The sequence below is a fragment of the Allobosea sp. AK1 genome (assembly GCF_006714945.1).
GTDB classification, from domain to species: domain Bacteria; phylum Pseudomonadota; class Alphaproteobacteria; order Rhizobiales; family Beijerinckiaceae; genus Allobosea; species Allobosea robiniae.
Window position 1 is genome coordinate 3524670 of the sequence record NZ_VFMG01000001.1, and the last position, 25041, is coordinate 3549710.

Genomic DNA, 25041 nt, shown 5'->3' on the forward strand with positions numbered 1-25041 from the left:
TGTGCGGGGCGCCGTTGGCGCGCTGACTGGCGATACAGTCGAATGCGTGGTTGCGAAGGTATCTATTGCAAATGCTATTCAGTCTTATCCGCGATAAGCGATTTCAGCTCCCGGCCAGAGGGCGCCCGCCCCAGCCCAGCCGGACGCGCCCGATCGCCATGGTCACGGCAGCCTGCGTCGGCTCGACGGCGGGGATGCCGAGCTCGCGCTCCAGCGGCTCGCGAAAGCGCGCCATGCCGGCGCAGCCCATCACCAGCACATCGGCATGGTGCGTGTCGCGCAAGGTCCGGCCGACGCCGATCATCCGCTCCAGCGTAATCCGTTCGTCGGCCATTTCCTGGATGGTGAGGTTCACCGGCAGGTCGCCGGCGAACCGGTCCATCATGCCCATGGCGCCGAGATAGCGCAGATGGCGCGGGATCGAATTCTGCAGCATCGCGACGATGCCGAAGCGCTGGCCGAGCGTCAGCGCCGTCAGCACGCCGCATTCGGCGATGCCGAGCACCGGCTTCGTGCTCTGCTCGCGCAGTGAATGCATGCCGGGATCGGAGAAGCAGGCGACGACGAAGGCGGCGGCCTCGTTCTCAAGGCCAGCGGCGCGCTTGAGCAGGGCCGGGATCAGACCGTCGACATCACGCTGCGACTGGATGCCGGGCGGGCCGTCGGCCAGCGTCAGGCATTCGATCGCGGGCCCGCCAGCCATACGCAGCGGCGCGACGGCTTCGTCGATCCCCCGCGTGACGCGCTCGGTCGAGTTCGGGTTGATGACGTAGATCGTGCCGCTCACGAGGCCTCTCCTTCGGGAATGGTGGGGCGGACCCGCTCGCGCCAGTCGTCCAGCGTCCGGCGCGGCTCCTGGAAACGGTCGCCCAGGCCGAGATACCAGTCGGCGCCATGCAGGCGGCCGACGAGATCGAGCTTGTCGATATCGACATGCAGGCGCTCGTCGACGATGCCGTCACGGATATGAAGATGGACGATCTCGCCGACGACGAGATTGCGATGCCGCGTGCCGAGCGAGAGCGAGACCGTCTCGCGGCATTCGAGCTGGACCGGTGAGGCTGTGAGCCGTGGCGCCGCGACCTTGGCGCTCGCCGCGATATCGAGCCCGGCCGCTGCGATCTCGTCGACCTCCGAGGGGAAATCGATGGCGCAGACCTGCATCGCCGCGACCATCGCCCGGTCGACCAGATTGACGACGAAGCCGCCGGTTTCGCGGATATTGCGCATTGTGTCCTTCAGGGGGGCCGCGCCGCTGCGCCCCTCGATGCCGAGCACGACCAGTGGCGGAGCATGGCTGAACACGTTGAAGAAGCTGAAGGGCGCGGCATTGGCGCGTCCCTCCGCGTCGACCGTGGTGACGAGCGCGATCGGACGGGGCAGCACCGTGTTGACGAGGAGCTTGTAGAGATCGCGCTCCCCAAGGTCGCTTGCAGCCCAGTCCATCGGCTCAGCTCAGGCTCGTATCAAGCAGGCGCACCGTCTCGGCCAGCACGCGGGCGCCGTCGCCGGCCTGGTCGGGCGTGATCGATTCCTCCGGCGCATGGCTGCGTCCTTCGAGGCAGGGCACGAAGAGCATGCCGACCGGGCCGATATGGGCGATGTGGACGCCGTCATGGCCGGCGCCGCTCGGCAGGTCGCGCGTGGCGAGGCCCAGCGAGGCTGACGCGTTGGCGATGGCCGAGCGAACCTCCGGCGCGCAGGCCGTCGGCGCGACATGGCTGATCGGCTCGACGGCGATGGTGAGACGCAGTTCTTCGAGGGCCGGGCGCAGGTCGCGCACCAGTGCTTCGCCGAAGGCCTTCACCGCGACCTCGTTGCCGGAGCGGACTTCGAGCGTCATCACCGCCTCGCCCGGCACGGCGTTCGAGGCGTTGGGGCTGACATCGATGCGCCCGAAAGTGGCGACCAGCGGCTGGTTGTCCCGCGCGGTCGAAAGCGCGCGCTTGTAGGCGGCTTCGATGAGCTTCGCGGCGCCGACCAGCGCGTCGGCCCTGAGCGGCATCGGCGTCGCGCCGGCATGGTCGGCCCGGCCGGTGACGATGATGCGCTCGCGGCGGATGCCGACGATATCGGTGACGATGCCGATCGGAATGCGCTCGTTCTCCAGTACGCGGCCCTGCTCGATATGAACCTCGACATAAGCCGCGATGCCGTCTGCCGGCCGCTTGACCGCGGCCAGCTCTGCCGGCCGACCGCCGACGAAAGCGATGCCCTCGCGGAGCGTCATGCCGTCGGGGCGGGTCATTGCCAGATGCTCCTCGCTCAGCGTTCCCGCGAGCGCGCGGCTGCCGATGCAGGAGAGGCCGAATTCGCTCGGCTCCTCCGCCAGGAAATCGACGACCTCCAGCGTATGGCGCAGGCGGTCCCCGCGCTCGCTGAAGCTCTGTGCGACTTCCAGCGCGGCGAGCACGCCGAGAATGCCGTCATAGCGCCCGCCGGAGGGAACGGTGTCGGAATGCGAGCCGATCAGGATCGGCTTCAGGCTTGGGTCGGCGCCGGCGAGCCGGCCGATCAGGTTGCCGGCCGCGTCGAGCTCCGTCTCCAGCCCGGCTTCGCGGAACTCCGCCGTCAGCCATTCGCGCCCTTCCAGGAAGCGCGGGGTGAAGGAGCGGCGCGTCCAGGGACGCTCCGGGTCGGTGATCCCGGAGAGAGCCTCGATGCGGCGCCAGAGCCGGTCCTGATCGATCGACATGACGGTCACGCCGCCGGGCGCAGGAAGCGGCCGTCGCCGGCCTTGTTGCGGATCTCCTTGCCGTCCCAGGCGAGCTGGCCGCGCACATAGGTCGCGGCGACGCGGACGCGGAATTCGCGGCCCTCCATCGAGCTCCATTTCACGGCTGCGAGGCTCTTGCTGGGGTCGTGGATGAAGCGGCCGGGCTCCAGCACGGTGATGTCGGCATCGGCGCCGGCTTCGAGCCGGCCCTTGTCGGCGAGCAGGAAGGCCTTGGCCGGCCCCTCGCAGAGCTGCTTCACCACGATGGTCGGCGACAGGCCGTGCTCCTCGCAGCCGGTCCAGAGCGCCGGCAGCAGGGTTTCGATGCCGGGCCCGCCCGAGGTGTTCTTGAAGATCATCGGGTCGCCCTTCTTCTCCAGCCCCCAGGAGACGTGATCCGACGAGATGAAGTCGCAATGGCCGGCGGCGAGATGGCTCCAGAGCAGGTCGCTCTCGGCCTTCGGGCGGATCGGCGGGTAATGTTTGATCTTGGCACCGAAGCGCGGGCCGTGCTCCTCGGCATTGAGCATGAAATACTGCACGCAGCTCTCGACCGTCGCCTTGTACCCGGCCTGCTTGTACATGTTGCAGATCTCGAAGCCGCGCGAGGTCGAGACGTGGACGGCGTGCGCACGCGCCCCGGTCTCGGCGCCGATCTCGTAGATCCGGGCGGTGGCGAGGTTCTCGACGAGCGGGGGATGGGCGCGCAGGAAGGCGTCCGGGCCGGTATCGCCAGCCTCGATCAGCCGGGCGATATTGCGCCTTGTCATCTCCTGGTCCTGGTTATGGACGCCGCAGAGCAGCCCGGTCGGCTCGATCAGCTTGAAGGCCTCGTAGAGCGTGTCGTCGCCGATGCGGGGAAAGCGCGTCGGATTGGCCTCGAAGGTCGAGAACTTGAAGGCGCAGGCGCCGGCCTCGACCAGCCCGGGAATGGCATGGAGCCCGTTCTCGATGGTGATCGTGGCGTAGAGGGCGACATCGACATGGGCGTCGCGCTCGACCACCGCGACCTTCTCGTTGAAGAGTTTTGCGCTGGTGACGGGCTCCGGCTCGTCATAGGGCATGTCGACCATCACGGTGACGCCGCCGGCCGCCGCCGCCCGCGAGCACATGCCGATGCCCTCGTGATTAGCCTGGCTGCCGGAATGGACCTGTCCATCGATGACGCCGGGAATGATCCACTGGCCGCGGAAATCCTGGGTCTCGCGGGCCGAGGGCGGCGTGCCCGAGCCGACCTTGCCGATCTTGCCGCCGCTGACGGCGACATAGCCGTCCTCGATGATCCGGTCGGACAGCACGATATTGCCGCGGAGGACGAGATCGAAATCGCTCATGGTCGGGTATCCGGTTGATCCTGAGGGGTGGACGGAGAGCCGTGCGGACTAGTCCGCGCGGCCGAGCGCGTAGTCGGTGAAATTCATGCCGAGCGCCTTCTCGACGATCGGATAGACGCTGGGGTCGGTCACGCTGGAGCTCAGCGGGATCTTGTCCTTGGGCACGCGCAGCACCGAGAGTTCCATGCCCTCGCGGACATGGCCGGAGCTGACCGGTTGGCCGTCGGCGTCGAGCGTGGTGATCACGTCCGGGAAGCAGGCATGCCGGGCGCCGTCGGGATCGGTCACGGCCATGTATTCGTTCATGACATGGATGACGCGGGCGGCGGCGCCGGTCCCGACCTGGATCGTGCCGATATCGAAGGCCTCGTTGGTGTAGCGCACGTCCTTCTTCGCGACCGTGCCGCGGGCGATGATCGAGCCGCCGGTCTCATCGCAGATTGCGTCGATGACCGCGCTGCCGCCCTTCGGCTTGGCGGCGAGAATGCGCTCGCCCAGTGCCAGCGCCATCGAGATGCCGCCGAGCGCGGCGTTCTTGCGGACATAGGCCGCCGGGACCGGGTTGCGGCAGGAGGCGATGAAGCCGCCCGACATGTCCGACGCCGTGCGCAGGATCGGCGAGATCTTGGCGGTCGCGCCGCGCGTCACCAGCTCGATATACTGGTTCTTGGAGCGGTTGCCGCCGACCGCGACCTGGATTGTCGCTTCCGGGCTGTTGGCGAGGCCGATCGAGCCCATGTCGCCGGTGGGATGGGCGCGGATATCGCCGACCGCATCGACCACCTTGACGCCGAGGATCGCGCTCGGGAGCCAGGCGTTCAGCGTGCTCGACATGCCGTTCTGGCCGATGATCAGGCCGTAGATCGGCTTGCCCAGCGCCTCCTGCAGCAATTGCACGGCCTTGACGTAGTCGATGCCCCACATCTCCCACTCGGTCGTGCCGCCGGGCGCGCCGATGGCGGCGGCGGTCGCGATGATCGCGTCGTCGGGAATCTCGTCCATGGTGACGAGCTCGGGCCGGCCGGTATTGACCGCGGCTGTGCCGAGCATGCGGCCGTGATCGGCCCAGCCGCCGCCGCCCGCTGCGAAAACGGACCCGCCGGCAACCGCAGCCTCGACATCCTTCATGGTCAGGAAGCGTCTCATCGGCCGGCCTCGTCCTTCTCCCGAGCCGGTCGTTGCCGGCACGAGGTCGAGCTTAGAGCGCTAGGCGCGAAATGAATCATGCTTATTATGCGGCCGACCATAAACGGATGTTATCGCCATGCGTCTCAATCTCCGGCAGATCGAAGTCTTCCGGGCCATCATGATCACCGGCTCGATCAGCGGCGCGGCCCGCCTGCTCTCGGTCTCGCAGCCGGCGATCAGCCGCCTGCTGGCCTATACCGAGGACCGATTGGCGCTGCGCCTGTTCGAGCGCGTGCGCGGCCGTGTCCAGCCGACGCCCGAGGCGCGCCGCCTGTTCCAGGAGGTCGATCAGGTCCATCAGGGCGTGGTCAGGGTCAACGAGCTCGCCGATGAATTGCGCGAGCGCGGTACCGGGTCGGTGCGGATCGTCGCGAGCCCGAGCGTCGGCCAGGCGCTGGTGCCGGATGCCATCGCGCGGCTGCGCGAGCGCTTCCCGGACCTGCGCGTCGAGTTCGAGGTGCTGACCCTGCTGGAGGTCGTCGCCAAGGTCGTGGCCGGCCGTGCCGATCTCGGCGTCTCGATCATCCCGGTCGACGAGCCGACGCTCAATACGGAGATCCTGACGGAAGGGCGGCTGATGGTGATCATGCCGCGCGACCATGCGCTGGCGCGATTGCGCGTGGTCCGCCCGGCCGATCTCGCGCCTTATCCGCTGATCGGGTTCGGGCCGCAGACGCCCTATGGCGATGTCGTCGGGCGTGCCCTCACATTGAAATCCGCGCCGCTCAGGATCAGCACCGTCGTCCGTTTCACGCCGGTTGCCTGCGCGATGGTGCGTGCGGGGGCGGGCGTCGGGGTCGTCGACGAGTTCGTGCTGCGTGGGCGGACCTGGCCGGAACTGGTATCGCGCCCGCTCGCACCCAAGACGCGCGTCCGCGCCCATCTGCTGACGCCGCGCTTCGAGCCGCTGTCACGCACGGCGAGTGCTTTCGTCGATATTCTGCGCGGCCTGGTACCGTCGCCTCCCGCTGCCTCCGGCGAGGACGGCGAGGTTGGAACTTAACATCAGGTTATGGCCACCCGACAATAAATGATTGGCTGGGCATGATTTCGCCCTGTTAGGCTCCCCTTGGACATGGCCGGATTGTTGCAGGGACAGGGGGCAGCAATCGCGGCGTAGCCACAACGCATAACGGGAGCGGGAAAGATGAAGCTGAATTCGATCAAGCTGACGCGTGCCTTTGCAGCGGGCGCCGTGCTCGGCGCCATGCTCGCCATGCCGGCCCTGGCGCAGGATGCCGACCATCCGCAGGGCGAGAAGCTGAAGGTGGCCTGCGATCTCGGCTTCGCGCCGTTCTGCTTCAAGACGCCGGCCGGCGAGGCGACGGGCTTCACCTACGACATGTCGGCTGCACTGGCGAAGCAGCTCGGGCGCCCCGGCGTCGAGGTCACGGATTCCAATTTCTCGGCGATTTTCGCGGGCCTGTTCTCCAAGCGCTACGAGATGATCCCGGCGCCGACCAACATCACGAAAGACCGCGCCGCGCAGATGCTGTTCAGCGAGCCCTATATGCCGACGGGTCTCGGCTTCCTCGTCAAGAAGGGCGCCAAGATCGCCAATCTGGAGGAGCTGAAGGGCAAGGCGCTGACCGTCAATAACGGCTCGATCTCCGACAAGTGGCTGACCGACAACGAAGCCAAATACGGCTACACCATCCAGCGCTACAACAAGAACGCCGACGCCGTGCAGGCCGTGATGATCGGGCGCGCCTTCGCCAATGTCGCCGACGTCCCGGTCTCGCGCTATGTCTCGACGCAGACGCCGATGGCCGAGGTCGCATTCGTGCTCAACAGCGGCAACAATTTCGGCATCGCTTTCCGCAAGGAGGATGCGGCGTTCCGCGCCAAGGTCGAGGCCGCGCTGGAATGCATCAAGAGCGACGGCACGCTGGCCGCGATCCATGAGAAGTGGTTCGGCGTGAAGCCGGCGGCCGATTCCTCCAGCGCCAAGGTTTATCCGGGCATCGGCGCGCCGGATTTCGAGGGTTACGACGCGACCCCGCACAAGGCCGCCTGCAAGTGACCTCAGCGCCCGCCATGACGGCCACGCCTTCCGAAACGATCGTTTCGATCGAGGGCTTGCGCAAGAGCTTCGGCAATGTCGAGGTTCTGCGCGGTGTCGACCTCAAGGTCGGCAAGGGCGAGGCCGTCGTGATCGTCGGCTCCTCCGGTTCGGGCAAGAGCACCTGCCTGCGCTGCATCAACCGGCTTGAGGAGCCGACGGCGGGCACGATCCGCCTCGGCGGGCAGGAGGTCACCGGCCCCAAGGTCGATCTCGACCGCCTGCGCCGCGGCATCGGCATGGTCTTCCAGGGTATCCATCTCTACCCGCACAAGACGGCGCTGGGGAACGTCTCGCTCGCGCTGCGCAAGGTCGTCGGCTTGAGCAAGCAGGAGGCCGAGGCGAAGGCCCGCCACCATCTCGAAGTCGTCGGCCTTGCCCACAAGGCCGACGCCTATCCGGCCGAGCTGTCCGGCGGCCAGCAGCAGCGCGTCGGCATCGCTCGCGCCATGGCATTGGAGCCGCAGGTCATGCTCTTCGACGAGCCGACCTCGGCGCTCGACCCCGAGCTCGTCGGCGAAGTCCTCAACGTCATGGTCCGGACCAAGGAAATGGGCATGACCATGATCGTCGTGACCCATGAGATGAAGTTCGCGCGCGATGTCGCCGACCGCGTCGTCTTCATGGATCATGGCGCGATTCTGGCCGAGGGCACGCCGCAGGAGATCCTGATCAATCCGCAGCACCAGCGCATCCGCGACTTCGTGATGCGCTCGCACGGCTGACGGCGCATGGACCAGATCGTCCGTTATTTCTTCGATTTTTCGCTGATGTCGGCCTATTGGCCGGACATCCTGCGCGGCTTCCTGATCACCGTCCAGATGTCGATCCTGACGGTTCTGATCGGCATCCCGCTCGGCCTCGCATTGGCGATCCTCAGGCTCTACGGCATCCGGCCGCTGAACTGGCTGATCATCTTCTACATCGATTTCTTCCGCTCGATCCCGCAGCTCGTCCTGATCGTGCTGGCCTATTTCGCGCTGCCCTATTTCGGGCTGGTGCTGGAGCCCATCACCGCGACGGTGCTGGCGCTGGCGATCGTGCTCTCGGCCTTCGCCGAGGAGATTTTCTGGGCCGGCATCAACGCCGTGCACAAGGGACAATGGGAAGCTGGGCGCTCGACCGGCCTCAGCTTCAGCAAGACGCTTGCCTACATCATCCTGCCACAGGTGGTGCGCATCTCGATCCCGCCTCTGACCAACCGCGCCATCGGCATCAGCAAGGGCACCACGCTGGGCTCGGTCGTGGCCGTGCCGGAACTGCTCAACGTGACCTCCAGCATCCAGTCCAACGTCGCCAACCCGACCGCGCTGACCGTCGGCGCCTTGCTCTTCCTCGTGCTGTTCCTGCCCTTCGTGCGCTTCACGCGCTGGCTCGAACGCGCCTATGCGCATCCGAGGTCATGATGGACGATCTCGTCACGACGTTCCTCAATATCGACGTTCTCAAGCAGGTCTGGCCGCTGCTGCTGCAGGGCTTCTGGATGACGCTGGCATTGGCCGCCGTCGCCGTGCCGCTTTCGGTCGTCAGTGGTATCGCCATCGCCATGGCGCAGGACGTGCCGAACCGGCTGCTGCGCTTCCTGCTGATCGCCTATGTCGACGTGATGCGCGCCATCCCGCCGCTGGTGCTGCTGATCTTCATCTTCTTCGGCCTGCCCTTCCTCGGCCTGAAGCTCAACGAGTTCACGGCCGCCGTGCTGGCGCTGACGCTGAACGGCTCGAGCTATTTCGCCGAGATCTTCCGCGCCGGCATCGAATCCGTGCCGAAGGGCCAGCGCGAAGCGGCCCGCTCCACGGGCTTGAGCTGGTACAAGAGCATGATCCATGTCGTGGTGCCGCAGGGCACGCGCAACGTGCTGCCGGACCTGATCAGCAACACGGTCGAGCTGGTGAAGCAGACCTCGATCGCATCCGCCGTCGCACTTCAGGAACTGCTGCGTTCGGCCCAGCTTGCCCAGGGCCTGCTCTACAACCCGACGCCATTGATCGCAGTGGCGATCGTCTACTTCCTGATGTTCTGGCCCTTCGTGCGGCTGGTCTCGCGCCTGCAGAACCGCACGGCCGTCTCCGCCGCATGAGGGCGCGGTGGCCCGTCGCGTCAGCTCGCGACGGGGAAAAGCCGCGTGATGCGGTTGGGGTTGGTCTCCGCGAGGAAGATATCGCCGGCCGTTCCAAGCCACAGGCCATGGGCGCCGTTGAGCACCGGCCGGCAGCGGCCGAGCAGGGCGCCATCCGCCGAGAGCAGGCTCAGCGTCGGGATCGAGTCGCAGACATAGATTCGATCATCCGCATCGGCGACGACATCCTGCGGGCGCAGGAACGCATCCCAGACCGCGAGAAGTTCGCCCCCGGCCGTGAAGCTCTGCACGCGGCTGTTCTCGCGATCGGCGACGATGACGCGACCGTCGCCGAGCACGCAGATGCCGTGCGGCGTCAGGAACGCGCCCGGCGCCGTCCCGACCGAGCCCCAGCTCGCGATCAGGCTGCCGCCGGAGTCGTAGCGACGGATGCGGCCATTGCCATAGCCATCGGTGACATAGAAGCCGCCATCGGGCGCAAAGGCGATATCGCTCGGATGGTTGAAGGGCTGGCCGGGCCGATGGCTCTCGCCGATCTGCTGCCGTATGCGTCCCTCATCATCGCAGAAGAAGATGCGGTGGGCGTCGCGGTCGACGATGGCAAGGCCGCCATTGGGCATCGCCGCGATCTTGTGAGCATCGACGCAGAGCTTTTCGCCCCAGCTCCTGACGAAGCTGCCATCGCTCGCGAGCGTGATCACGCAGGGCCCCTCGGGATCGACGGCGCTGTCGCGGCGCAGCAGGACATGCACCAGCCCGTCCTTGCCGACTGTGAGATCGGTGATCCGCCCCGGCGTCGCCGGCAGGGCGCCCCAGGGACGCTCGATGCCATAGAGCCTGTCGCCGAGCGCGACGCGCAGTTCCGTTTTCATCCTGACCTCGTCGCTGTTTCGCGCGCTGCGGGCTGCCGTTTCACGGCCCCCGTCGCATGGAGAGAAAGACCATGAGCGATTTCGATCTCGTCATCCGCGGCGGCACGGCCGTCACCGCCTCCTCCATCGGAGCTTTCGATATCGGTATTGCCGGCGGTGTCATCGCCGCGATCGGCGCGGGGCTGCCGCGTGGCAAGGAGGAGGTCGATGCAAAGGGCCTGCTCGTCCTGCCCGGCGGGGTCGACAGTCATGTCCATCTCAACCAGCCCTTCTCCTCGGGCGCCGACATCGCCGACGGCTTCGATAGCGGCACGGCCTCTGCCGCGGCGGGCGGCACGACCACGGTCGTCTGCCATGCACCTCAGGTTCGCGGCGGCTCGCTCGCCGGCGCGGTTGCCGCCTATGCCGAGAAGGCGAAGCAGGCCCGGATCGACCATGCCTTCCATCTTCTGGTCAACGATCCCACTCCGGAGGTGCTGGACACCGAATTGCCGGCGCTGGTCGAGGCCGGGCATCGCTCGGTCAAGATCTTCATGACCTATGACAGCAACCGTCTCGGCGATGCGCAGATCCTGCAGACGCTGGCCGCGGCGCGGCGCGCCGGCGCGCTCGTCTGCGTCCATGCCGAGCATCACGAACTGATCACTTGGCTGACGCAGGCGCTGCTGGCGGCGGGCCAGACGGCGCCGCGCCATCTCGCCTGGGCGAAGCCCATGGTGGTCGAACGCGAGGCGACGCATCGCATTCTCGCCCTGGCCGAGGCGCTGGATACGCCGATCCAGGTCTTCCACGTCTCGGGCCGGCAGTCCGGCGAAGAGGTCGAGCGGGCGCAGAAGCGCGGGCAGAAGGCCTGGGCCGAGACCTGCACGCAATATCTCGTGCTCGACGAGGCCGACATGGATCGCCCGGGCTTCGAGGGCGCCAAGTTCATGATCTCGCCGGCGCTGCGCTCGACCGCCGACCAGGAGGCGCTCTGGCAGTTCCTGCGCGACGGCGTCATCGACATCGTCTCGTCCGACCATTCGCCGCTGCGCTACGACGACCCGCGCGGCAAGAAGCAGCACGGCGAGGGCGCACCTTTCAACAAGATCCCGAACGGCGTGCCCGGTCTCGCCGCACGCCTGCCCATTCTCTACTCGGAGGGTGTCGCCAAGGGGCGCATCGACCTGCGCCGCTTCGTCGATCTCGTCGCGACCAATCCGGCGCGGCGTTTCGGGTTGGCGCCACGCAAGGGCGCGCTCGCGGTCGGGGCCGATGCCGATATCGTGCTGTTCGATCCCAACCGGCGCGTCACGCTGACCAATGCCATGCAGCATCATGGCAGCGACTACACGCCTTATGAGGGCATGGCGGTGCAGGGCTATCCGGCGGCGACCTATCAGCGCGGCTGCCTCGTCTTCGATGGCGAGCGGGTGTTGGCGCAGCCGGGGCAAGGGCAGTTGCTGGCGCGCGCGCCTTACGCCGAGATCACGCCGACCGGTCGCTTCCCGACCCCGTTCGACCCGTTCCGGTAAAGCCGGCAACGAGGGCGCTCAGGCGCCCTCGGGCTTTCCGAGCGGCGCGCCGACGCCGGTGCGTTCGGTGATCAGGCCGTAATGCTCGACACGGCGATGGCGGATGAAATCAAAGATCGTCGCCTTGCCGAAGCGGGTATCGTCGAGATCGCAGGGATGGACGAGCACGCCGTCCTCCTCATGGTCGATCTCCCCGACGATCTTGCCGTCCGGCGCCGCGATCAGCGTTCCCCCGAAAAGATGGTGCCCGTCTTCGGTTCCGGCCTTGCCGACGGCCACGACCCAGGTCGAGTTCTGGTAGGCGCCGGCCTGCACCGACAGGCGGTGGTGGAACAGCCGGTCGGCTGCCGTCTCGTTGGGCGATTGCGAATTGGCGGACGGGGTGTTGTAGCCGAGCACGACCATCTCGACGCCCTGCAGCCCCATGACGCGATAGGTCTCGGGCCAGCGCCGGTCGTTGCAGATCGCCATACCGAACAGCCCGCCTTCGAATTCCCAGACCGGGAAGCCGAGATCGCCCGGCTCGAAATAGCGCTTCTCGAGATGCTGATGCGTCCGCTCGGCGTCGAACTCGACATGGCCGGGCAGGTGGATCTTGCGGTATTTGGCGACGATACGGCCGCCGCGGTCGACCAGGATCGAGCTGTTGAAATGCCGGCCTTCGGGCGTCAGCTCGGCATAGCCGAAGCTCATGGCGAGGCCGAGCTCCTTCGCCTTGTCGAACAGTGCCTGGGTATCCGGGCCGGGCATGCTGCGCTCGAACCATTGATCCGCCTCGGCGCGATCCTCATGGTACCAGCGCGGGAAGAAGGTGGTCAGCGCGAGCTCGGGAAACACGACGAAGGTCGCGCCTTGCGCCTTGGCCTTCTCGAGCAGCGCGATCATCCGGTCGATGACCTGCTTGCGGCTGTCGGCTCGCTGGATCGGACCCAACTGTGCGGCGGCAACGGTGATGAGGCGGGACATCGACGGATTCCTGGATTGGCGTATGACCTCGGGACCGGACGCGACGGGCCGAACCCCAGGATAAGGTCTAGAGGCCCCGCCTCCATTGTTCTCATGCTTTATTCGGGATCAGGTATAACCTGATGTTATCCGGATTTGCGGAGCGATCAGACCTGCGCCGAACGGCGCAGATACCAGAGAGCGAAGGCCCCGAACACGGCAAGCTGGCCGGCGACCAGCAGGAAGGGCCAGTTGAAGCTGCCGGTCCGGTTTGCGATCACGGCAAAGACCAGCGGCCCGCAGATCGAGCCGACGAAGCCGAACAGGCTCGCCCCGGAGGTGACGTCGCCGATCAGCGCGGGCGGCGAGACGCGCGCCAGCTCGGCCATGTGGACGCCGTTCCAGCCCATCGAGGTCGCACCGACCAGGGCCATGCAGGGATAGATCAGCCAGGGGCTCGTGCTTGCCGTGCCGATCAGCAGGGCGATGGTCGAGCCGGCGGCGAGCGCCAGCAGGCAGAGCAGTCGCAGGCCGCCGCCCATCCGGTCCGCCAGCCAGCCGAAGAAGATGCGCGCGATCGTGCTCGCCACCAGCAGGGCCGCGACGAGGTGCCCGGCCTCAGCCAGCGTCTTGCCGTGCTGGGTCACCATATAGGTCGCGGTGAAGGCGGTGATGCAGGCCTGCGTGATCGAGAAGGAGACGCCGAGCGCGGTGAGCATCGGCAGCGAGGAGTGGGAGCTCAGCACCCGCGCCGATCGCGCCAGCGACGACGGCGACAGGAACATCCGGGCCCAGGCGCGGTTCTGCGTGCCTTTCTCCGCGTCGAGACTCCCGCGGAAGGGCTGGACCGCCAGCGCGCTGACCAGGACGATGGCGACCACGGCCCAGATCGCCCCGGTGAAGCCGAAACCCAGGACCATGGGCGCGACGGCGAAGCCCGCGATGGCGCCGCCGAGGGGGACGCCCGCCTGCTTGATCGAGAAGACGAGGGTCCGGTGGTCGACTGGCGCCGTGCGCATCAGGATCTGGCTTCCGGCCGGAGTGTTGGGCGCGAGGCCGAGCCCGACCAGGAGCGCGCCGGCAAGGCCGATCAGCCCGAAGGGCTGCGACAGCAGCAGAAGGCCGGCGGCGACGAAGGCCAGGCCCATCTGCAGCGCCCGAACCGGGCCGTGATGGTCGAGCATCGGATTGCCGCAGGCGAGGAACCAGCAGATGCCCGTCGAGACCACGGCCGAAACATAGCCGATGCTTTCGGGCGCAAGGCCCCAGCGCAGGGTCAGGAGCGGGCCGAGAAGCGGGATGGCGGCCCCGGCGAACGAACTCACGACCTGGACGAGCAGAGTGGCGCTGAGCGCGCTTCCCCACAAAGGCAGCTTCAAGACGGTTCCCCCGATCCCGTCGCCGCGCGCTCGTCCCGCTTCAGGATGCGAGCGGGTGAAAACGGCGGCGTCGGATCGTTCTTCCGGCAAGGGCCGCGAGCGGTCGAGATGGATTGATGGGCTGACGGGGCTGCGCCAGGAGCATGCACGCTCCCGCGCAGCCCTTCTTGCCGTCCTTACTTCGTGACCCAGACGCCCCAGGCCCGCGTCTTGCCGGAACTGGTGAGTTCGACGCCGGCGATGCGATCGGTCGAGGCCTCGACCAGCGGGGTGTTGTAGAGGCTGATGATCGGCACCTGCTCGATCATGCGCTGGTGCATCTCGTCGAACATGGCCTGTCGTTTGGCCGGGTCGAGCTCGGTCGCCGAGGCCAGCAGCAGTTCGACCGCGCGTTTGTCCTCCCATTGGACATCGGCATCCTCGTCCTTCGAGCCGACGAAGGTCTTGTAGTTGAACGACGGGTCGAAGCGTGCGGTGAAACGGAAGGACTGGAGCTGGAAATTGCCCTTGCTGTAGCGGTCGAGCTGCGTCGCCCATTCCAGCATGTCGAGCTCGACGTTGAAACCGGCCTGCTTGAGCATCGCCTGCAGGATGATGGCGGTGTCGTAGAGATGGACCAGCTTCTGCGAGGTCTGCAGCTTGATCGGGCGCCCGTCATAGCCGGCTTCCTTCAGCAGCTTGCGGGCGAGGTCGGGGTCGTATGTGTAGCCCTGGTCATGGATCGCCGTATGGCTCCCGCTGGTCGTCGGGATGGCCGAGGGATTGGGCTTGCCCAGCCCGTCCGTGCGGTTCTCGACCAGCGTCTTCAGGTCGATCGCATGGGCCAGCGCCTTGCGGATACGGGGATCGGCGAGCAGCGGGTCGCGGGTCTGGATCAGCAGGACGTTCCAGCTCAGCCCCTGCGCCGTCGCGACCTTGACGCCCTTGGCTGCACGCAATTCGACGATATCGGCGACATCGGTGATGATCCAGTCGATCTGCCCGGCCTGCAAACCGGCGCGCCGGGTCGCATCGTCGGGCACCACCATCCAGCGCACCTGGTCGACATAGGCCTTGCGCGCGCCGGCATAGCCGCTCGTCGGCTCGCTGCGGGATTTGTAGTCGGCAAATTTCTTGAGCAGGATGAAGCTGTTCTTGCGCCATTCCGTGAAGGCGAAGGGGCCGGTGCCGATCGGCTTCACCCATTCGCCGGCGGCATTGACGGAGTCGCGATGCAGGATGCCGGTCATGCACTGGATATTGGCGACATAGTGCAGGAACAGCGCCGAGGGGGCCGCCAGCCGGAACACTACGGTCTTCGGATCGGGTGTCTCGATCGCTTCGATCTTCATGTCCTGCGTGCCGTCATACCAGCCGCGGCATTGCCAGCGCGTCGCCGGGTCGAGCATCCGATCCCAGCTCCACTTGACGTCGGCGGAGGTCATCGGCGCGCCGTTATGGAAGGTGATGCCGTCGCGCAGCTTGAAGGTGTAGCTGCGCCCGTCCGGCGACATCGCGTAGCTCTCCGCCAGCATCGGCGCGATGCTGAGATCCTCGCGATAGGCGACCAGCGCCTCGACGACATGGTGCAGGACCGTGTCGGCATCGCCGCTGCGGCGCACGCCGGGCTCGCTGCTGGTGATGTCGCCGGAGATCGCGATCCGCAATTCGCCACCGGGTTTCGGTTCCTGCGCGGCGGCGGGCGTGAGGCAAGCGAATGCGGCGACGGCCGCGAGCCATCCAAGCTTCATGGTCTGCTTCTCCCAAGGGGCGGGCCCGGCTTTCCGGTGTCACCGCAGAAATCGTTAATCCGCGCCGCCGCTAGTCCCGCCGGCGGCGCAGCATGTCGGCGAAGAAAGCCTTCACCGGCGGGTGAACGAGGTAGCCGATATGCTCGACGCCGGGCACGACATCGAAGCGCACGGCAATGCCGCGCGTCAGGAAGGCGGCTTCGAGCGAGCGCAGGCGCTCGACGCGCGTCGCCCCGGTCTCGTTGATCCCCTCCATCCAGTTCGAGGATTTCGGGGAAACCGTCACGTCCCAGGTCTCGATATCGTCGCCGCCGACGACCATCTGCACGGCGACCTCCTGCATTGCCGCGAGGTCGGGCTCGCGCCCGAAGATCGCCTTCATGTCGCCGGTACCGCGCCACCACGGCTTGTCCGGGTCCGGCAGCGTCACCACGCCGGGCGCGCCGATCGAGACGGCGGCGAGCCGCTCGGGATAGAGATAGAAGAAGCGGTGCACGAACTGGCCGCCGCCCGAGAAGCCGTGCATCAGCAGCTTGTCGGTCTCCAGCCGGTAGAGACCTGCGATCTCGTCGATCATCGAGAGCAGGATCTCGTCGTAACGGATGCCGCGATAGAGGATGCGCTTGTAGTTATGGGTGTCGCCGGGTTCCTCGATCCCGCAGGGAAAGAGCGGCGCCAGCAGCACGCACTGATTGGCCTCGGCGAAATCGATGAACTGGTCGCGCAGGTTCGTCGCATCGCGCAGGCTGCCATGGACGAGAACGGCGAGCGGATAGCGCCGCGTGCCGGTCTCCTCGTAGCTTTCGGGCAGGTAGCAGCAATAGGAGAAGCGCTGGTCGGCCCGGCAGGCGGAGAGCGCTGTGCGGCCCATCAGGTAGTAGGAGATGGTCTGGCCGTGTCCCTTGCGCATTCCGCCCTCTCTTCAATGAGCCACTGGCTGGTCTGATGGCTCAGGCGATCGTGTCGAGCGCCTTGCGGATGCTGGCGAAGATCCGGTCGATCTCGTCAGGCTCGATGGTAAGCGGCGGCGACAGGACGATGAGATCGGCCCCCGCCCGGACGAGCACGCCGTCCTGGTAGCAGGCCTCGGCGCATTCGGCGCTGCGCTGGCCAGGGCCACCGGGTCGCGGCGTGAATTCGATCGCGGCGACGAGGCCGATATTGCGGATGTCGATGACATGCGGCGCGCCCTTCAGCGCATGCGCCGCCTGCTCCCAATGATCGGCGATCTTGCGGGTGCGCTCGAAGAGCCCTTCCTCCTCGTAGACCTGCAACGTCGCGAGCCCGGCGGCGCAGGCCAGCGGATGGCCGGAATAGGTGAAGCCGTGGAACAGCTCGATCGCGGATTCCGGCCCGGTCATGAAGGCGTCGTAGATGTGCTTGCCGACGACCGTCGCGCCCATCGGCACGGCACCGTTGGTGAGGCCCTTGGCACAGGTGATCATGTCGGGCGTGACGCCGAAGGCTTCCGCCGCGCAGGAGGCGCCGAGCCGCCCGAAGCCCGAAATCACCTCGTCGAAGATCAGCAGGATGCCGTGCTTGTCGCAGATTTCGCGCAGGCGCTTGAGATAACCCTTCGGCGGCGGCAGCACGCCGGTCGATCCAGCGACGGGCTCGACGATCACGGCGGCGATGGTCGAGGCGTCATGGATCTGGACGAGCCGCTCGAGATCGTCGGCAAGCTCGACGCCATGCTCCGGCTCGCCGCGCGAGAACGCGTTGCGCGCGAGGTCGAGCGTATGCGGCAGATGGGCGGCGCCGGGCAGCAGCGGCCCGAAATCGCGGCGGTGGCGGCTGATGCCGGCGACCGACAACCCGCCGAAGCCCATGCCGTGATAGCCGCGCGCCCGTCCGATCAGGCGATAGCGGCCGCCTTCGCCGCGCTGGCGGTGATAGGCCAGCGCGACCTTCAGGGCAGTATCGACGGCTTCCGAGCCTGAATTGGAGAACAGGACATGGTCGAGCCCGTCAGGCAGCATGCCGACCATGCGGTTCGCCAGTGTGAAGGCGTCCGGATGCCCCATCTGGAAGCAGGAGACGTAGTCGAGCCCGTCGGCCTGGGCCTTGATCGCCTCGCGGATGCGCGGATGGCCGTGGCCGGCATTGACGCACCACAACCCAGCCATGCCGTCGAGGATCCGGCGCCCGTCCGACGAGAGGTAGTAGTTGCCCTCCGCCCCGACGAAGAGCCGCGGCGCGCTCTTGAAGCGGCGGTTCGCCGTGAAGGGCATCCAATGTGCATCGAGATCATTGGGGCGGGCGGCGGTAGCGGGCACGTTCGGTCTCGCAGCTGGATGATGATAAAATGAATTATTTGCAGAAAAAATACAATGTCAAGCGAGCGTGCGAGTCGATGAGAAAAGTGCTGTCGCTGCTGTGATCAGCCTGCGGGCGGCGGCGCGCCGTTTACCGGTCGGGTCAGGTGCTGGCGCATCAGGATCACCGCCCAGTTGAGGTCGCCCTGCTCGAGCGCGTCGAGGATGGCGAGATGCTCGCGGCAGGACTTGAGCAGTGCCGCGGCGTCGAGCTCGCCGTAATCGGCATATTCCGTCAGCCGCCGCAGCGCGTTCTGCGCCTCCATGGCCTGCAGCAGGAAGCGGTTGCCGGAGCATGCTGCCAGCATGGTGTGGAAGCCGGCATTGATCTCAAAGAAGCGCTCGACCGAGGGCGAGCGATACAGGTCGGCGATGAAGGCTTCATGCGCCGCCCTGCTGCGTGCGAACTGGTGCCTGTCGACACGGAAGCCGGGCTCCTGAAGCCCCATGCATTCGATGATCAGGCGGAAGCGATAACTCTCCTCGCGGGCCTCGGTCGAAGCGAGCGACGGCACGAAACTCCAGCCATGGCCCCTGCGCCGCTTGATCAGCCCGTCTTCGGCGAGTTGCAGCAGGACCTTGCGCAAACCGCTGCGGCCGATGCCGTAGCTCTCCTGCAGATCGGTCTCGATCAATTGCTCCGGGAGCCGCCCGGCCTCGCGGTCGCGCAGGATGGCGCGGAGCACATCGTCTTCCTGCGCCGCAGGCAGCGATCGTTCCGCTGTTTCGAGCTCGGCGCCATCGCGCGACAGGAAAAAGCCTAGATTGGTGCGGTTCTCGACCAGGCCCCGGGCGGCCAGCACGCCAAGCGCTGCCCGGACCGGCGTTCGCGACACCTCGAAGGTGCGGGCGATCTCCATCTCGCGCAGATGGAAGCCGGCGGGCCAGCGCCGCTCGGCGGCCAGCGCCGCAATGCGCCTTGCCAGCGAGAGATGCAGCCCGCTCGGCTTGGCCGCGGCCTTTCCAGGGCGGGGCGCGTCGCTCATGTCGGCCATCGCTTCTTTGCTGTACTGGTTCTAACCGCTGAAAAAAGACACCTTTCTGATCATCCCGCAAGGAGAGAACAATTGCGCTGGTGGTTCAAGCGGAGGACGGCTCGATCAGCACGAGCCTCTTGCCGGCCTGGACCGTGTCCCCAGGCTGGCAGGCGATATCGGCGACCACGCCGTCGACACCGGCCGAGAGCGAGGTGAAGAGCTTCATCGATTCGAGCACGGCGACGATCTGCCCGGCCTCGACCTTGTCGCCCGGCGCGACGCGGATCTCGGCCACAACCCCCGGCATCGGGGCGAGCACCGCTCCGGAACCGGCTCCGCCGCCGCCAGCCGCTGCTGCGGGCCGCGCCTCGCTGCCGATCCGGATATCGAAGGTCTCGCCGTCGAGCGTCAGCCGGATGCGCCCGCCGGCTGTCGCATGGCTGCCGCGCAGGATGCGATCCTCGAAGGCGAGTTCGAAGCTTTCGGGACCTGTGCGCAAGGCCAGCTCTATTCCGCCGTTGGCGTCGCTGACGCGGCGCCGGCCATCCGGCAGCAAGCGAACCTCCAGCTTCGTCGCCTCGTCTTCCTCCTCGGCGATCAGGCGGCTCGTTGCCACGCCGCCGGCCGGCGCCAGCAGGCGGAAGCCCGGGAGGCTATTCCAGGCATCGACGTTTGGAAGCGCTGCCTTCTGTTTCTCCAGCCAGAGCAGGGCCGCGAGGGCTCGTGCCAGCCGTTGACGCGGTCGCTTCGCCGTCCAGCCATCGGGAAAAGCCTCCTCGATGAAGCGCGTCGTGGCCTTGCCGTCGGCGAAGATCGGATGCTCGACCGCGTCGATCAGGAAGGGCAGGGTGGTCGCGGGGCCGAGAATGGCGAAATCGCGCAGGCCCGCCGCTAGGCGCGCACAGGCTGTGGCGCGGTCAGGCCCCGCCGCGATCGCCTTGGCCAGCAGCGAATCGTAGAACAGCGTCACCTCGGACCCTGCCTTCACACCGCTGTCGATGCGGATCGAGGCCGGTTCGGCATAGCCCTCGATCTGGCCGGTATCCGGCCTAAATCCCTGATCGGCGCGTTCGGCCGTGATGCGGGCCTCGATCGCGTGGCCGCTCTCGCGGATGTCGGGCTGCAAGGCCGGCAGCCGCTCATCGGCGGCGATCCGGATCTGCCACTCGACGAGATCGTAACCGGTGATCGCCTCGGTGACGGGGTGCTCGACCTGCAGGCGCGTGTTCATCTCCAGGAACCAGGGCTCGTCGAAGCCGTCCTCCAGGATGAACTCGACGGTGCCGAGATTGTCGTAGCCGATGGCCCTGGCCAGGGCGACGCCACGCTCCAGGAGCTTCGCCCGGATTGCCGGATCGAGATGGGGAGCGGGTGCTTCTTCCAGCACCTTCTGGTTGTTGCGCTGGACCGAGCAGTCGCGCTCGAACAGATGCACGACATTGCCGTGCTTGTCGCCGGCCACTTGCACTTCGAGATGGCGCGGGCGCATCACCAGCTTCTCGATCAAGAGCGCCGGATCGCCGAAGGCGGCCTGCGCCTCGGCGCGCGCCATGTCGAGTGCCGGCAGCAGTTCCTGCGCCTCGAACACGCGGCGCATGCCCTTGCCGCCGCCGCCGGCCGAGGCCTTGATCATGACGGGATAGCCGATCCGCGCCGCAGCCTCCGCCAGCGCTGCGTTCGACTGGTCGTCGCCGGCATAGCCGGGTACGCTCGGCACGCCGGCCTTCTCGGCGATCAGCTTCGAGCCGATCTTCGGCCCCATCGCAGTGATGCATTCGGCTGAGGGGCCGACGAAGATGCGTCCCGCCTGTCGGCAGAGCAGCGGCAGGTCCGGCTTCTCGGAGAGGAAGCCATAACCCGGATGGATCGCCTCGGCGCCACTACGGGTGGCCGCCTCCATGATCGCTTCCGCCCGCAGATAGCTGTCGCGCGCGGCGGCGGGGCCGATGCGCACGGCTTCATCAGCATAGGCGACATGCTGCGCGTCGCGATCGGCATCGGAGAAGACCGCGACGGTGCGGATGCCCATGCGCCGGCAGGTCCGCATGATCCGCACGGCGATTTCGCCGCGATTGGCGATGAGGAGGGAACCGATCATCGGGATTACATCCGGTAGACGGGGCGATGCCCGGGCAGGTCGATCTCGCGCGCGGCGAGCGAGAGGCACAATCCGATCACGTCGCGGGTCTGGGCCGGCTCGATGATGCCGTCATCCCAGAGCCGAGCCGTTGCGTAATAGGGCGTGCTCTGCTCCTCGAACTGGCGGCGCGTCTCGCGGTCGAGTTTCTCGATCTCGGCTTCATCGGCATTGCCGCGCGTCAGGCTGGAGCGCCGGAGCTCGGTCACCACTGTCGCGGCGACATCCGGCGACATCGTCGCGATCCGCGCATTCGGCCAGGCGAAGAGGAAGCGCGGCTGGAAGCCCCGGCCGCACATGCCGTAATTGCCGGCGCCATAGGAGCCGCCGATGATCACGGTGTAGCGCGGCACCCGCGCATTCGAGACGGCATAGACCAGCTTGGCAGAATGCTTGGCGATGCCGCCGCGCTCGGCATCCGTGCCGACCATGAAGCCGGTGATGTTCTGCAGGAACAGCAGCGGGATGCGGCGCTGGTCGCAGAGTTCGATGAAATGGGCGCCCTTGAGCGCACTGTCGGAGAACAGCACGCCGTTATTGGCGACGATGCCGACAGGCTGGCCGTGGATATGGGCGAAACCGGTGACCAGCGTCGCGCCATAGTCCGGCTTGAAGGCGTCGAAGACGCTGCCGTCGACCATGCGGGCGATAATTTCGCGCACGTCGCAGGGCTGCTTCAGGTCGGTGCCGACGATGGCGTCGATCTCGGCGGGGTCGTAGAGCGGCGCCGTGACAGGGCGCGCGAGCGTGCGCGGCGCGGGCCAGTTGAGCGCACCGACGATGTCGCGGAGCTTGGCGATCGCCTCGAACTCGTCCTCGGCGAGATAGTCGCTGACGCCCGAGACCTGCGTATGCATCTCGGCGCCGCCCAAGGTCTCGCCATCGACGATCTCGTTGATTGCGGCCTTCACGATCGGCGGGCCGCCGAGATGGATGCGGCCGGTGCCGCGCACCATCACGACCTCGTCGGACAGCGCCGGGATATAGGCGCCGCCCGCCGTGCAGCCGCCGAACACCGCCGAGATCTGCGGCAGCCCGGCCGCCGACATCCGGCATTGCTGCAGGAAGGCGCCGCCGAAATGGTCGCGATCGGGGAAGACGCGGTCCTGCTCCGGCAGGAAGGCGCCGCCGCAATCGACGAGATAGAGGCAGGGCAAGCGGTTCTCGAAGGCGATCTCCTGTGCCCGCAGGTGCTTCTTGACCGTCTCATGGAAGAAGGAGCCGCCCTTCACCGTCGCATCATTGGCGATGATCATGCAGGGCGTGCCGGCGACCACGCCGATGCCGGTGACGATGCCGGCGGCAGGTACTTCGTTGCCATAGAGTTCCCAGGCGGCGAGCGGGGAGAGTTCGAGGAAGGGCGAGAGCGGGTCGACGAGCAGGTCGATGCGTTCGCGCACCGGGATCTTGCCGCGCTCGCGATGGCGCGCCTGCAGCTTCTCGCCACCACCCCCGAGGACACGCGCGTGGCGTTCGCGCAAGGTCTGGATCAGCGCTCCGTAGGCTGCTCGCTTCTCCTGCTGCCCGGCTCCCGTGCCGACCCTGGTTTCGATGACCGGCATGTGTCTGAGCCTCCGCGGACGCTCCTGTCGGCCAGCTCGCCAGCAGGGTGCATTCATTACCTACCTGCCGGTAGGCAGTTGAGCAAGAGGAAACGATGGTGCTGCCATCCCGGTGGGTGATGGGATGTGCGCTTCCGGCTTTCAGGGAACGTTCGGTCGTGGCCGGAATTCGTATGCTGACATGCTTGGGGTGAATATCTTGATATCAATCCAATCGGGGAGCTGTCGCGCTCCTCGGCTCCGCCGGAGGAGCGCCGAGGCCCCAACAGAAGGGAGACGACCATGAAGATCGTGACCAGCTTGAGCTTCCGAGGAGAGTGCCGGGCGGCATTCGATTTCTACGCCCAGGTCCTCGGCGGAAAGATCACCGCCGCCATACCCTATGGCGACGCGCCGCCGGGGATGCCGATCACCGACGAGAAGTACAAGACCTGGCTGATGCATTGCTGGCTGGAGGTCGGTGACCAGGCCCTGATGGGCGCCGATATGGATACCGCCTGGGCCCCCAATGTCGACAAGCCCAAGAACGGCTTCGACGTCACCCTGCATACCGGCGACAAGGCAGAGGGGCAGCGCTGGTTCGACCAGCTCGGCGCGGGCGGGCGGGCCGTCATGCCGTTCAGCGAAACCTTCTGGTCGCCGGGCTTCGGCTCGCTCGTCGATAAATTCGGCATCCCCTGGATGATCAACACCATCCCCGCTGCCGACTGGAAGCCGGCGCAGGGCTGAGCCGCAGCTTCAGAAATCCGACGCGATCCTGAGAGGTGCTTCGCAGCGCCTCTCAGACGCGCCTGTAGATGTCCTCGATACGAACGATGTCGTCTTCGCCGAGATAGGAGCCGACCTGAACCTCGATCAGCTCGAGCGGTATCTTGCCGGGATTGGCCATGCGATGCAGGCAGCCGATCGGCAGATAGATCGATTCCGTCTCATGCACGATGATGGTCTCGTCGTTGCGCGTCACTTCGGCGGTGCCGCGCACCACCACCCAATGCTCGGCGCGGTGATAGTGCTTCTGCAGTGAAAGAACGCCGCCCGGCTTCACGGTGATGCGTTTCACCTGATAGCGCGCGCCCGTGTCGACCGAGAGATATTTCCCCCAGGGGCGCTGGATTTCGCGATGGGCACCGGCTTCCGACTCGCCATGGGCGGTGATCAGCGCCACCATCTCCTTGACCTGGTCGGCCTTCGCCTTGGGCGCGACGAGAACGGCGTCGCGTGTCGAAATGACCGCGATGTCGTCGAGGCCAATCACCGCCACCACCGCATCTTCGGACCGGATGAGGTTGTTCGCGCCGTTCAGCACATAGCCGCGCCCGTCGATGACGTTACCGTCCGGGTCCTTTTCGGAAAGCTCCCAGACCGCCGACCAGCCGCCGACATCCGACCAGCCGAAATTGCCGGCGACGACGGCCGCTTTCCGGGTGCGTTCCATCACCGCATAGTCGATCGAGATGGTCTTGGCCTGGCCGAAGGCTGTGGAATCCAGCAGCAGGAAATCGAGATCGGGCTCGGCCCGGGCAATGGCCTCGGAAACCGGGGCCATGACATCCGGCTCGAACGTCTCGAGTTCAGCCCGCATGGTGGCCGCGTCGAAAATGAAATTGCCGGAGTTCCAGAGATATCCGTCCAGCAGGTATTGTGCTGCGCGCCTGGCATCGGGCTTCTCGACGAAGGCGGCGATGCGGCGGGCTCCGTCCTGGAGCTCGTCCCCGGGCTGGATATAGCCGTAGCCGGTGGCTGGAGAGGTCGGAGGGATGCCGATCGTGACGATCTGCCCCTGTGCGGCGACGAGCCCCGCGATGCGGCAGGTTTCGACGAAAAGATCGCCATCCTGGACGACATGGTCGGCCGCGAAAACGCCGACGATGGCGTCGGGGTCGCGGGCAAGCGCAAGCTCGGTCGCCGCTGCGACGGCTGCCGCGGAATCACGCCGCATCGGTTCGAGCACGATCTGCCCCGTCGCCCCGCAGGCCTGAATCTGCTCCTGAACCGTGAAGCGATACGCGACATTGGTGATGACGATCGCAGGCGCGAAGACCTTGTCGTTCGAAACCAGCCTCATGACCCGCTGGAAGGTGGAATCCTGGCCGAAAAGCGAAATGAACTGCTTCGGCATCGTGTCGCGCGAAACCGGCCACAGCCGGGTCCCGGAGCCGCCACACATCACGACAGGTATAATCTTCGAAGACATGGGCGATAGACCTGCACGACTCTCTATTGCGGGCGT

At 66.7% G+C, this 25041-nt stretch carries 22 protein-coding genes; 7 read left to right on the forward strand and 15 right to left on the reverse strand.

The genetic code is table 11. The annotated features are described in order from the left end of the window. Window positions 1–103: 103 nt before the first annotated feature. Genes FHT98_RS17075 through FHT98_RS17095 form a run of 5 tightly spaced genes read right to left on the reverse strand, consistent with a single transcriptional unit; the run spans window position 104 to window position 5196 of the window. Window positions 104–787, reverse strand: a complete 684-nt coding sequence (locus FHT98_RS17075) for an aspartate/glutamate racemase family protein (RefSeq protein WP_142114741.1) — start codon at window positions 785–787, stop codon at window positions 104–106. Beyond that, window positions 784–1446 (reverse strand): flavin reductase family protein, encoded by a 663-nt coding sequence (locus FHT98_RS17080; RefSeq protein WP_142114742.1) that lies wholly within the window; start codon window positions 1444–1446, stop codon window positions 784–786. The genes FHT98_RS17075 and FHT98_RS17080 overlap by 4 nt, the downstream gene beginning before the upstream one ends. A 4-nt stretch (window positions 1447–1450) precedes the next feature. Further along, the gene (locus FHT98_RS17085; RefSeq protein ID WP_142114743.1) at window positions 1451–2695 is read right to left on the reverse strand and encodes a Zn-dependent hydrolase; all 1245 of its coding nucleotides are present in this window, start codon (window positions 2693–2695) and stop codon (window positions 1451–1453) included. A gap of 5 nt (window positions 2696–2700) precedes the next feature. Then, entirely contained in the window at window positions 2701–4050 is a 1350-nt protein-coding gene (locus FHT98_RS17090) for a dihydroorotase (RefSeq protein WP_091858013.1), read from the reverse strand. A gap of 48 nt (window positions 4051–4098) precedes the next feature. Beyond that, window positions 4099–5196 carry a DUF917 domain-containing protein gene (locus FHT98_RS17095; RefSeq protein WP_142114744.1) on the reverse strand — a complete coding sequence of 366 codons (1098 nt, stop codon included), beginning with the start codon at window positions 5194–5196 and terminating at the stop codon, window positions 4099–4101. A gap of 118 nt (window positions 5197–5314) precedes the next feature. Between FHT98_RS17095 and FHT98_RS17100 the strand changes: the two genes are divergently transcribed. The 5 genes from FHT98_RS17100 to FHT98_RS17120 all read left to right on the forward strand — a co-directional run bounded on the left by FHT98_RS17100 (window position 5315) and on the right by FHT98_RS17120 (window position 9380). Beyond that, entirely contained in the window at window positions 5315–6241 is a 927-nt protein-coding gene (locus FHT98_RS17100) for a LysR family transcriptional regulator (protein ID WP_091858007.1), read from the forward strand. A 144-nt stretch (window positions 6242–6385) separates the two neighbouring features. After that, window positions 6386–7261 (forward strand): substrate-binding periplasmic protein, encoded by an 876-nt coding sequence (locus tag FHT98_RS17105; RefSeq protein ID WP_244492871.1) that lies wholly within the window; start codon window positions 6386–6388, stop codon window positions 7259–7261. A gap of 14 nt (window positions 7262–7275) precedes the next feature. Further along, window positions 7276–8025: an amino acid ABC transporter ATP-binding protein gene (locus tag FHT98_RS17110; RefSeq protein WP_091858003.1), complete on the forward strand. Its 750-nt coding sequence runs from the start codon at window positions 7276–7278 to the stop codon at window positions 8023–8025. 6 nt (window positions 8026–8031) lie between these two features. After that, window positions 8032–8706, forward strand: coding sequence for an amino acid ABC transporter permease (locus tag FHT98_RS17115; RefSeq protein ID WP_061968490.1), 675 nt, complete (start codon window positions 8032–8034; stop codon window positions 8704–8706). After that, window positions 8706–9380: an amino acid ABC transporter permease gene (locus FHT98_RS17120; protein ID WP_091858000.1), complete on the forward strand. Its 675-nt coding sequence runs from the start codon at window positions 8706–8708 to the stop codon at window positions 9378–9380. Before FHT98_RS17115 ends, FHT98_RS17120 begins: the two co-directional genes overlap by 1 nt. Window positions 9381–9400: 20 nt before the next feature. Here FHT98_RS17120 and FHT98_RS17125 read toward each other — a convergent pair whose 3' ends face one another. Next, window positions 9401–10252, reverse strand: coding sequence for an NHL repeat-containing protein (locus FHT98_RS17125; RefSeq protein ID WP_091857997.1), 852 nt, complete (start codon window positions 10250–10252; stop codon window positions 9401–9403). Window positions 10253–10323: 71 nt separating this feature from the next. Between FHT98_RS17125 and hydA the strand changes: the two genes are divergently transcribed. Beyond that, window positions 10324–11766: a dihydropyrimidinase gene (gene hydA, locus FHT98_RS17130; RefSeq protein WP_091857994.1), complete on the forward strand. Its 1443-nt coding sequence runs from the start codon at window positions 10324–10326 to the stop codon at window positions 11764–11766. Between the two features lie 18 nt (window positions 11767–11784). Here hydA and FHT98_RS17135 read toward each other — a convergent pair whose 3' ends face one another. The 8 genes from FHT98_RS17135 to FHT98_RS17170 all read right to left on the reverse strand — a co-directional run bounded on the left by FHT98_RS17135 (window position 11785) and on the right by FHT98_RS17170 (window position 22811). Then, the gene (locus FHT98_RS17135; RefSeq protein WP_091857991.1) at window positions 11785–12732 is read right to left on the reverse strand and encodes an N-carbamoyl-D-amino-acid hydrolase; all 948 of its coding nucleotides are present in this window, start codon (window positions 12730–12732) and stop codon (window positions 11785–11787) included. Between the two features lie 146 nt (window positions 12733–12878). Beyond that, the gene (locus FHT98_RS17140; protein ID WP_185745199.1) at window positions 12879–14090 is read right to left on the reverse strand and encodes an MFS transporter; all 1212 of its coding nucleotides are present in this window, start codon (window positions 14088–14090) and stop codon (window positions 12879–12881) included. A gap of 176 nt (window positions 14091–14266) precedes the next feature. Next, on the reverse strand, window positions 14267–15820 hold the full coding sequence (locus tag FHT98_RS17145) for an ABC transporter substrate-binding protein (protein ID WP_142114746.1): 1554 nt from the start codon (window positions 15818–15820) through the stop codon (window positions 14267–14269). A 70-nt stretch (window positions 15821–15890) separates the two neighbouring features. Then, entirely contained in the window at window positions 15891–16730 is an 840-nt protein-coding gene (locus tag FHT98_RS17150) for an alpha/beta hydrolase family protein (protein ID WP_142114747.1), read from the reverse strand. Between the two features lie 40 nt (window positions 16731–16770). Continuing rightward, on the reverse strand, window positions 16771–18096 hold the full coding sequence (gene aptA, locus FHT98_RS17155; RefSeq protein WP_465246914.1) for an omega-aminotransferase AptA: 1326 nt from the start codon (window positions 18094–18096) through the stop codon (window positions 16771–16773). A 104-nt stretch (window positions 18097–18200) separates the two neighbouring features. After that, window positions 18201–19121 (reverse strand): GntR family transcriptional regulator, encoded by a 921-nt coding sequence (locus FHT98_RS17160; RefSeq protein WP_248309243.1) that lies wholly within the window; start codon window positions 19119–19121, stop codon window positions 18201–18203. Between the two features lie 94 nt (window positions 19122–19215). Next, a complete protein-coding gene (locus FHT98_RS17165; protein ID WP_142114749.1) occupies window positions 19216–21210 on the reverse strand; it encodes an acetyl/propionyl/methylcrotonyl-CoA carboxylase subunit alpha in 1995 nt (664 codons plus the stop codon). Between the two features lie 5 nt (window positions 21211–21215). Beyond that, the gene (locus tag FHT98_RS17170) at window positions 21216–22811 is read right to left on the reverse strand and encodes an acyl-CoA carboxylase subunit beta (RefSeq protein ID WP_142114750.1); all 1596 of its coding nucleotides are present in this window, start codon (window positions 22809–22811) and stop codon (window positions 21216–21218) included. Window positions 22812–23093: 282 nt separating this feature from the next. Between FHT98_RS17170 and FHT98_RS17175 the strand changes: the two genes are divergently transcribed. Beyond that, the gene (locus FHT98_RS17175; RefSeq protein ID WP_091857972.1) at window positions 23094–23540 is read left to right on the forward strand and encodes a VOC family protein; all 447 of its coding nucleotides are present in this window, start codon (window positions 23094–23096) and stop codon (window positions 23538–23540) included. Window positions 23541–23592: 52 nt separating this feature from the next. Here the strand turns inward: FHT98_RS17175 and FHT98_RS17180 are convergent, their stop codons facing one another. Beyond that, entirely contained in the window at window positions 23593–25005 is a 1413-nt protein-coding gene (locus FHT98_RS17180; protein WP_091857970.1) for a mannose-1-phosphate guanylyltransferase/mannose-6-phosphate isomerase, read from the reverse strand. Between the last annotated feature and the right edge of the window lie 36 nt (window positions 25006–25041).

Coding starts and splice junctions, on each gene's coding strand:
- hydA (WP_091857994.1), top strand. CDS start 10,324: ATGAGCGATTTCGATCTCGTCATCCGCGGCGGCACGGCCGTCACCGCC.
- FHT98_RS17080 (WP_142114742.1), bottom strand. CDS start 1,446: ATGGACTGGGCTGCAAGCGACCTTGGGGAGCGCGATCTCTACAAGCTC.
- FHT98_RS17100 (WP_091858007.1), top strand. CDS start 5,315: ATGCGTCTCAATCTCCGGCAGATCGAAGTCTTCCGGGCCATCATGATC.
- FHT98_RS17110 (WP_091858003.1), top strand. CDS start 7,276: ATGACGGCCACGCCTTCCGAAACGATCGTTTCGATCGAGGGCTTGCGC.
- FHT98_RS17085 (WP_142114743.1), bottom strand. CDS start 2,695: ATGTCGATCGATCAGGACCGGCTCTGGCGCCGCATCGAGGCTCTCTCC.
- FHT98_RS17160 (WP_248309243.1), bottom strand. CDS start 19,121: ATGAGCGACGCGCCCCGCCCTGGAAAGGCCGCGGCCAAGCCGAGCGGG.
- FHT98_RS17105 (WP_244492871.1), top strand. CDS start 6,386: ATGAAGCTGAATTCGATCAAGCTGACGCGTGCCTTTGCAGCGGGCGCC.
- FHT98_RS17115 (WP_061968490.1), top strand. CDS start 8,032: ATGGACCAGATCGTCCGTTATTTCTTCGATTTTTCGCTGATGTCGGCC.
- FHT98_RS17145 (WP_142114746.1), bottom strand. CDS start 15,820: ATGAAGCTTGGATGGCTCGCGGCCGTCGCCGCATTCGCTTGCCTCACG.
- FHT98_RS17095 (WP_142114744.1), bottom strand. CDS start 5,196: ATGAGACGCTTCCTGACCATGAAGGATGTCGAGGCTGCGGTTGCCGGC.
- FHT98_RS17090 (WP_091858013.1), bottom strand. CDS start 4,050: ATGAGCGATTTCGATCTCGTCCTCCGCGGCAATATCGTGCTGTCCGAC.
- FHT98_RS17120 (WP_091858000.1), top strand. CDS start 8,706: ATGGACGATCTCGTCACGACGTTCCTCAATATCGACGTTCTCAAGCAG.
- FHT98_RS17125 (WP_091857997.1), bottom strand. CDS start 10,252: ATGAAAACGGAACTGCGCGTCGCGCTCGGCGACAGGCTCTATGGCATC.
- FHT98_RS17150 (WP_142114747.1), bottom strand. CDS start 16,730: ATGCGCAAGGGACACGGCCAGACCATCTCCTACTACCTGATGGGCCGC.
- FHT98_RS17170 (WP_142114750.1), bottom strand. CDS start 22,811: ATGCCGGTCATCGAAACCAGGGTCGGCACGGGAGCCGGGCAGCAGGAG.
- FHT98_RS17180 (WP_091857970.1), bottom strand. CDS start 25,005: ATGTCTTCGAAGATTATACCTGTCGTGATGTGTGGCGGCTCCGGGACC.
- FHT98_RS17165 (WP_142114749.1), bottom strand. CDS start 21,210: ATGATCGGTTCCCTCCTCATCGCCAATCGCGGCGAAATCGCCGTGCGG.
- FHT98_RS17135 (WP_091857991.1), bottom strand. CDS start 12,732: ATGTCCCGCCTCATCACCGTTGCCGCCGCACAGTTGGGTCCGATCCAG.
- FHT98_RS17175 (WP_091857972.1), top strand. CDS start 23,094: ATGAAGATCGTGACCAGCTTGAGCTTCCGAGGAGAGTGCCGGGCGGCA.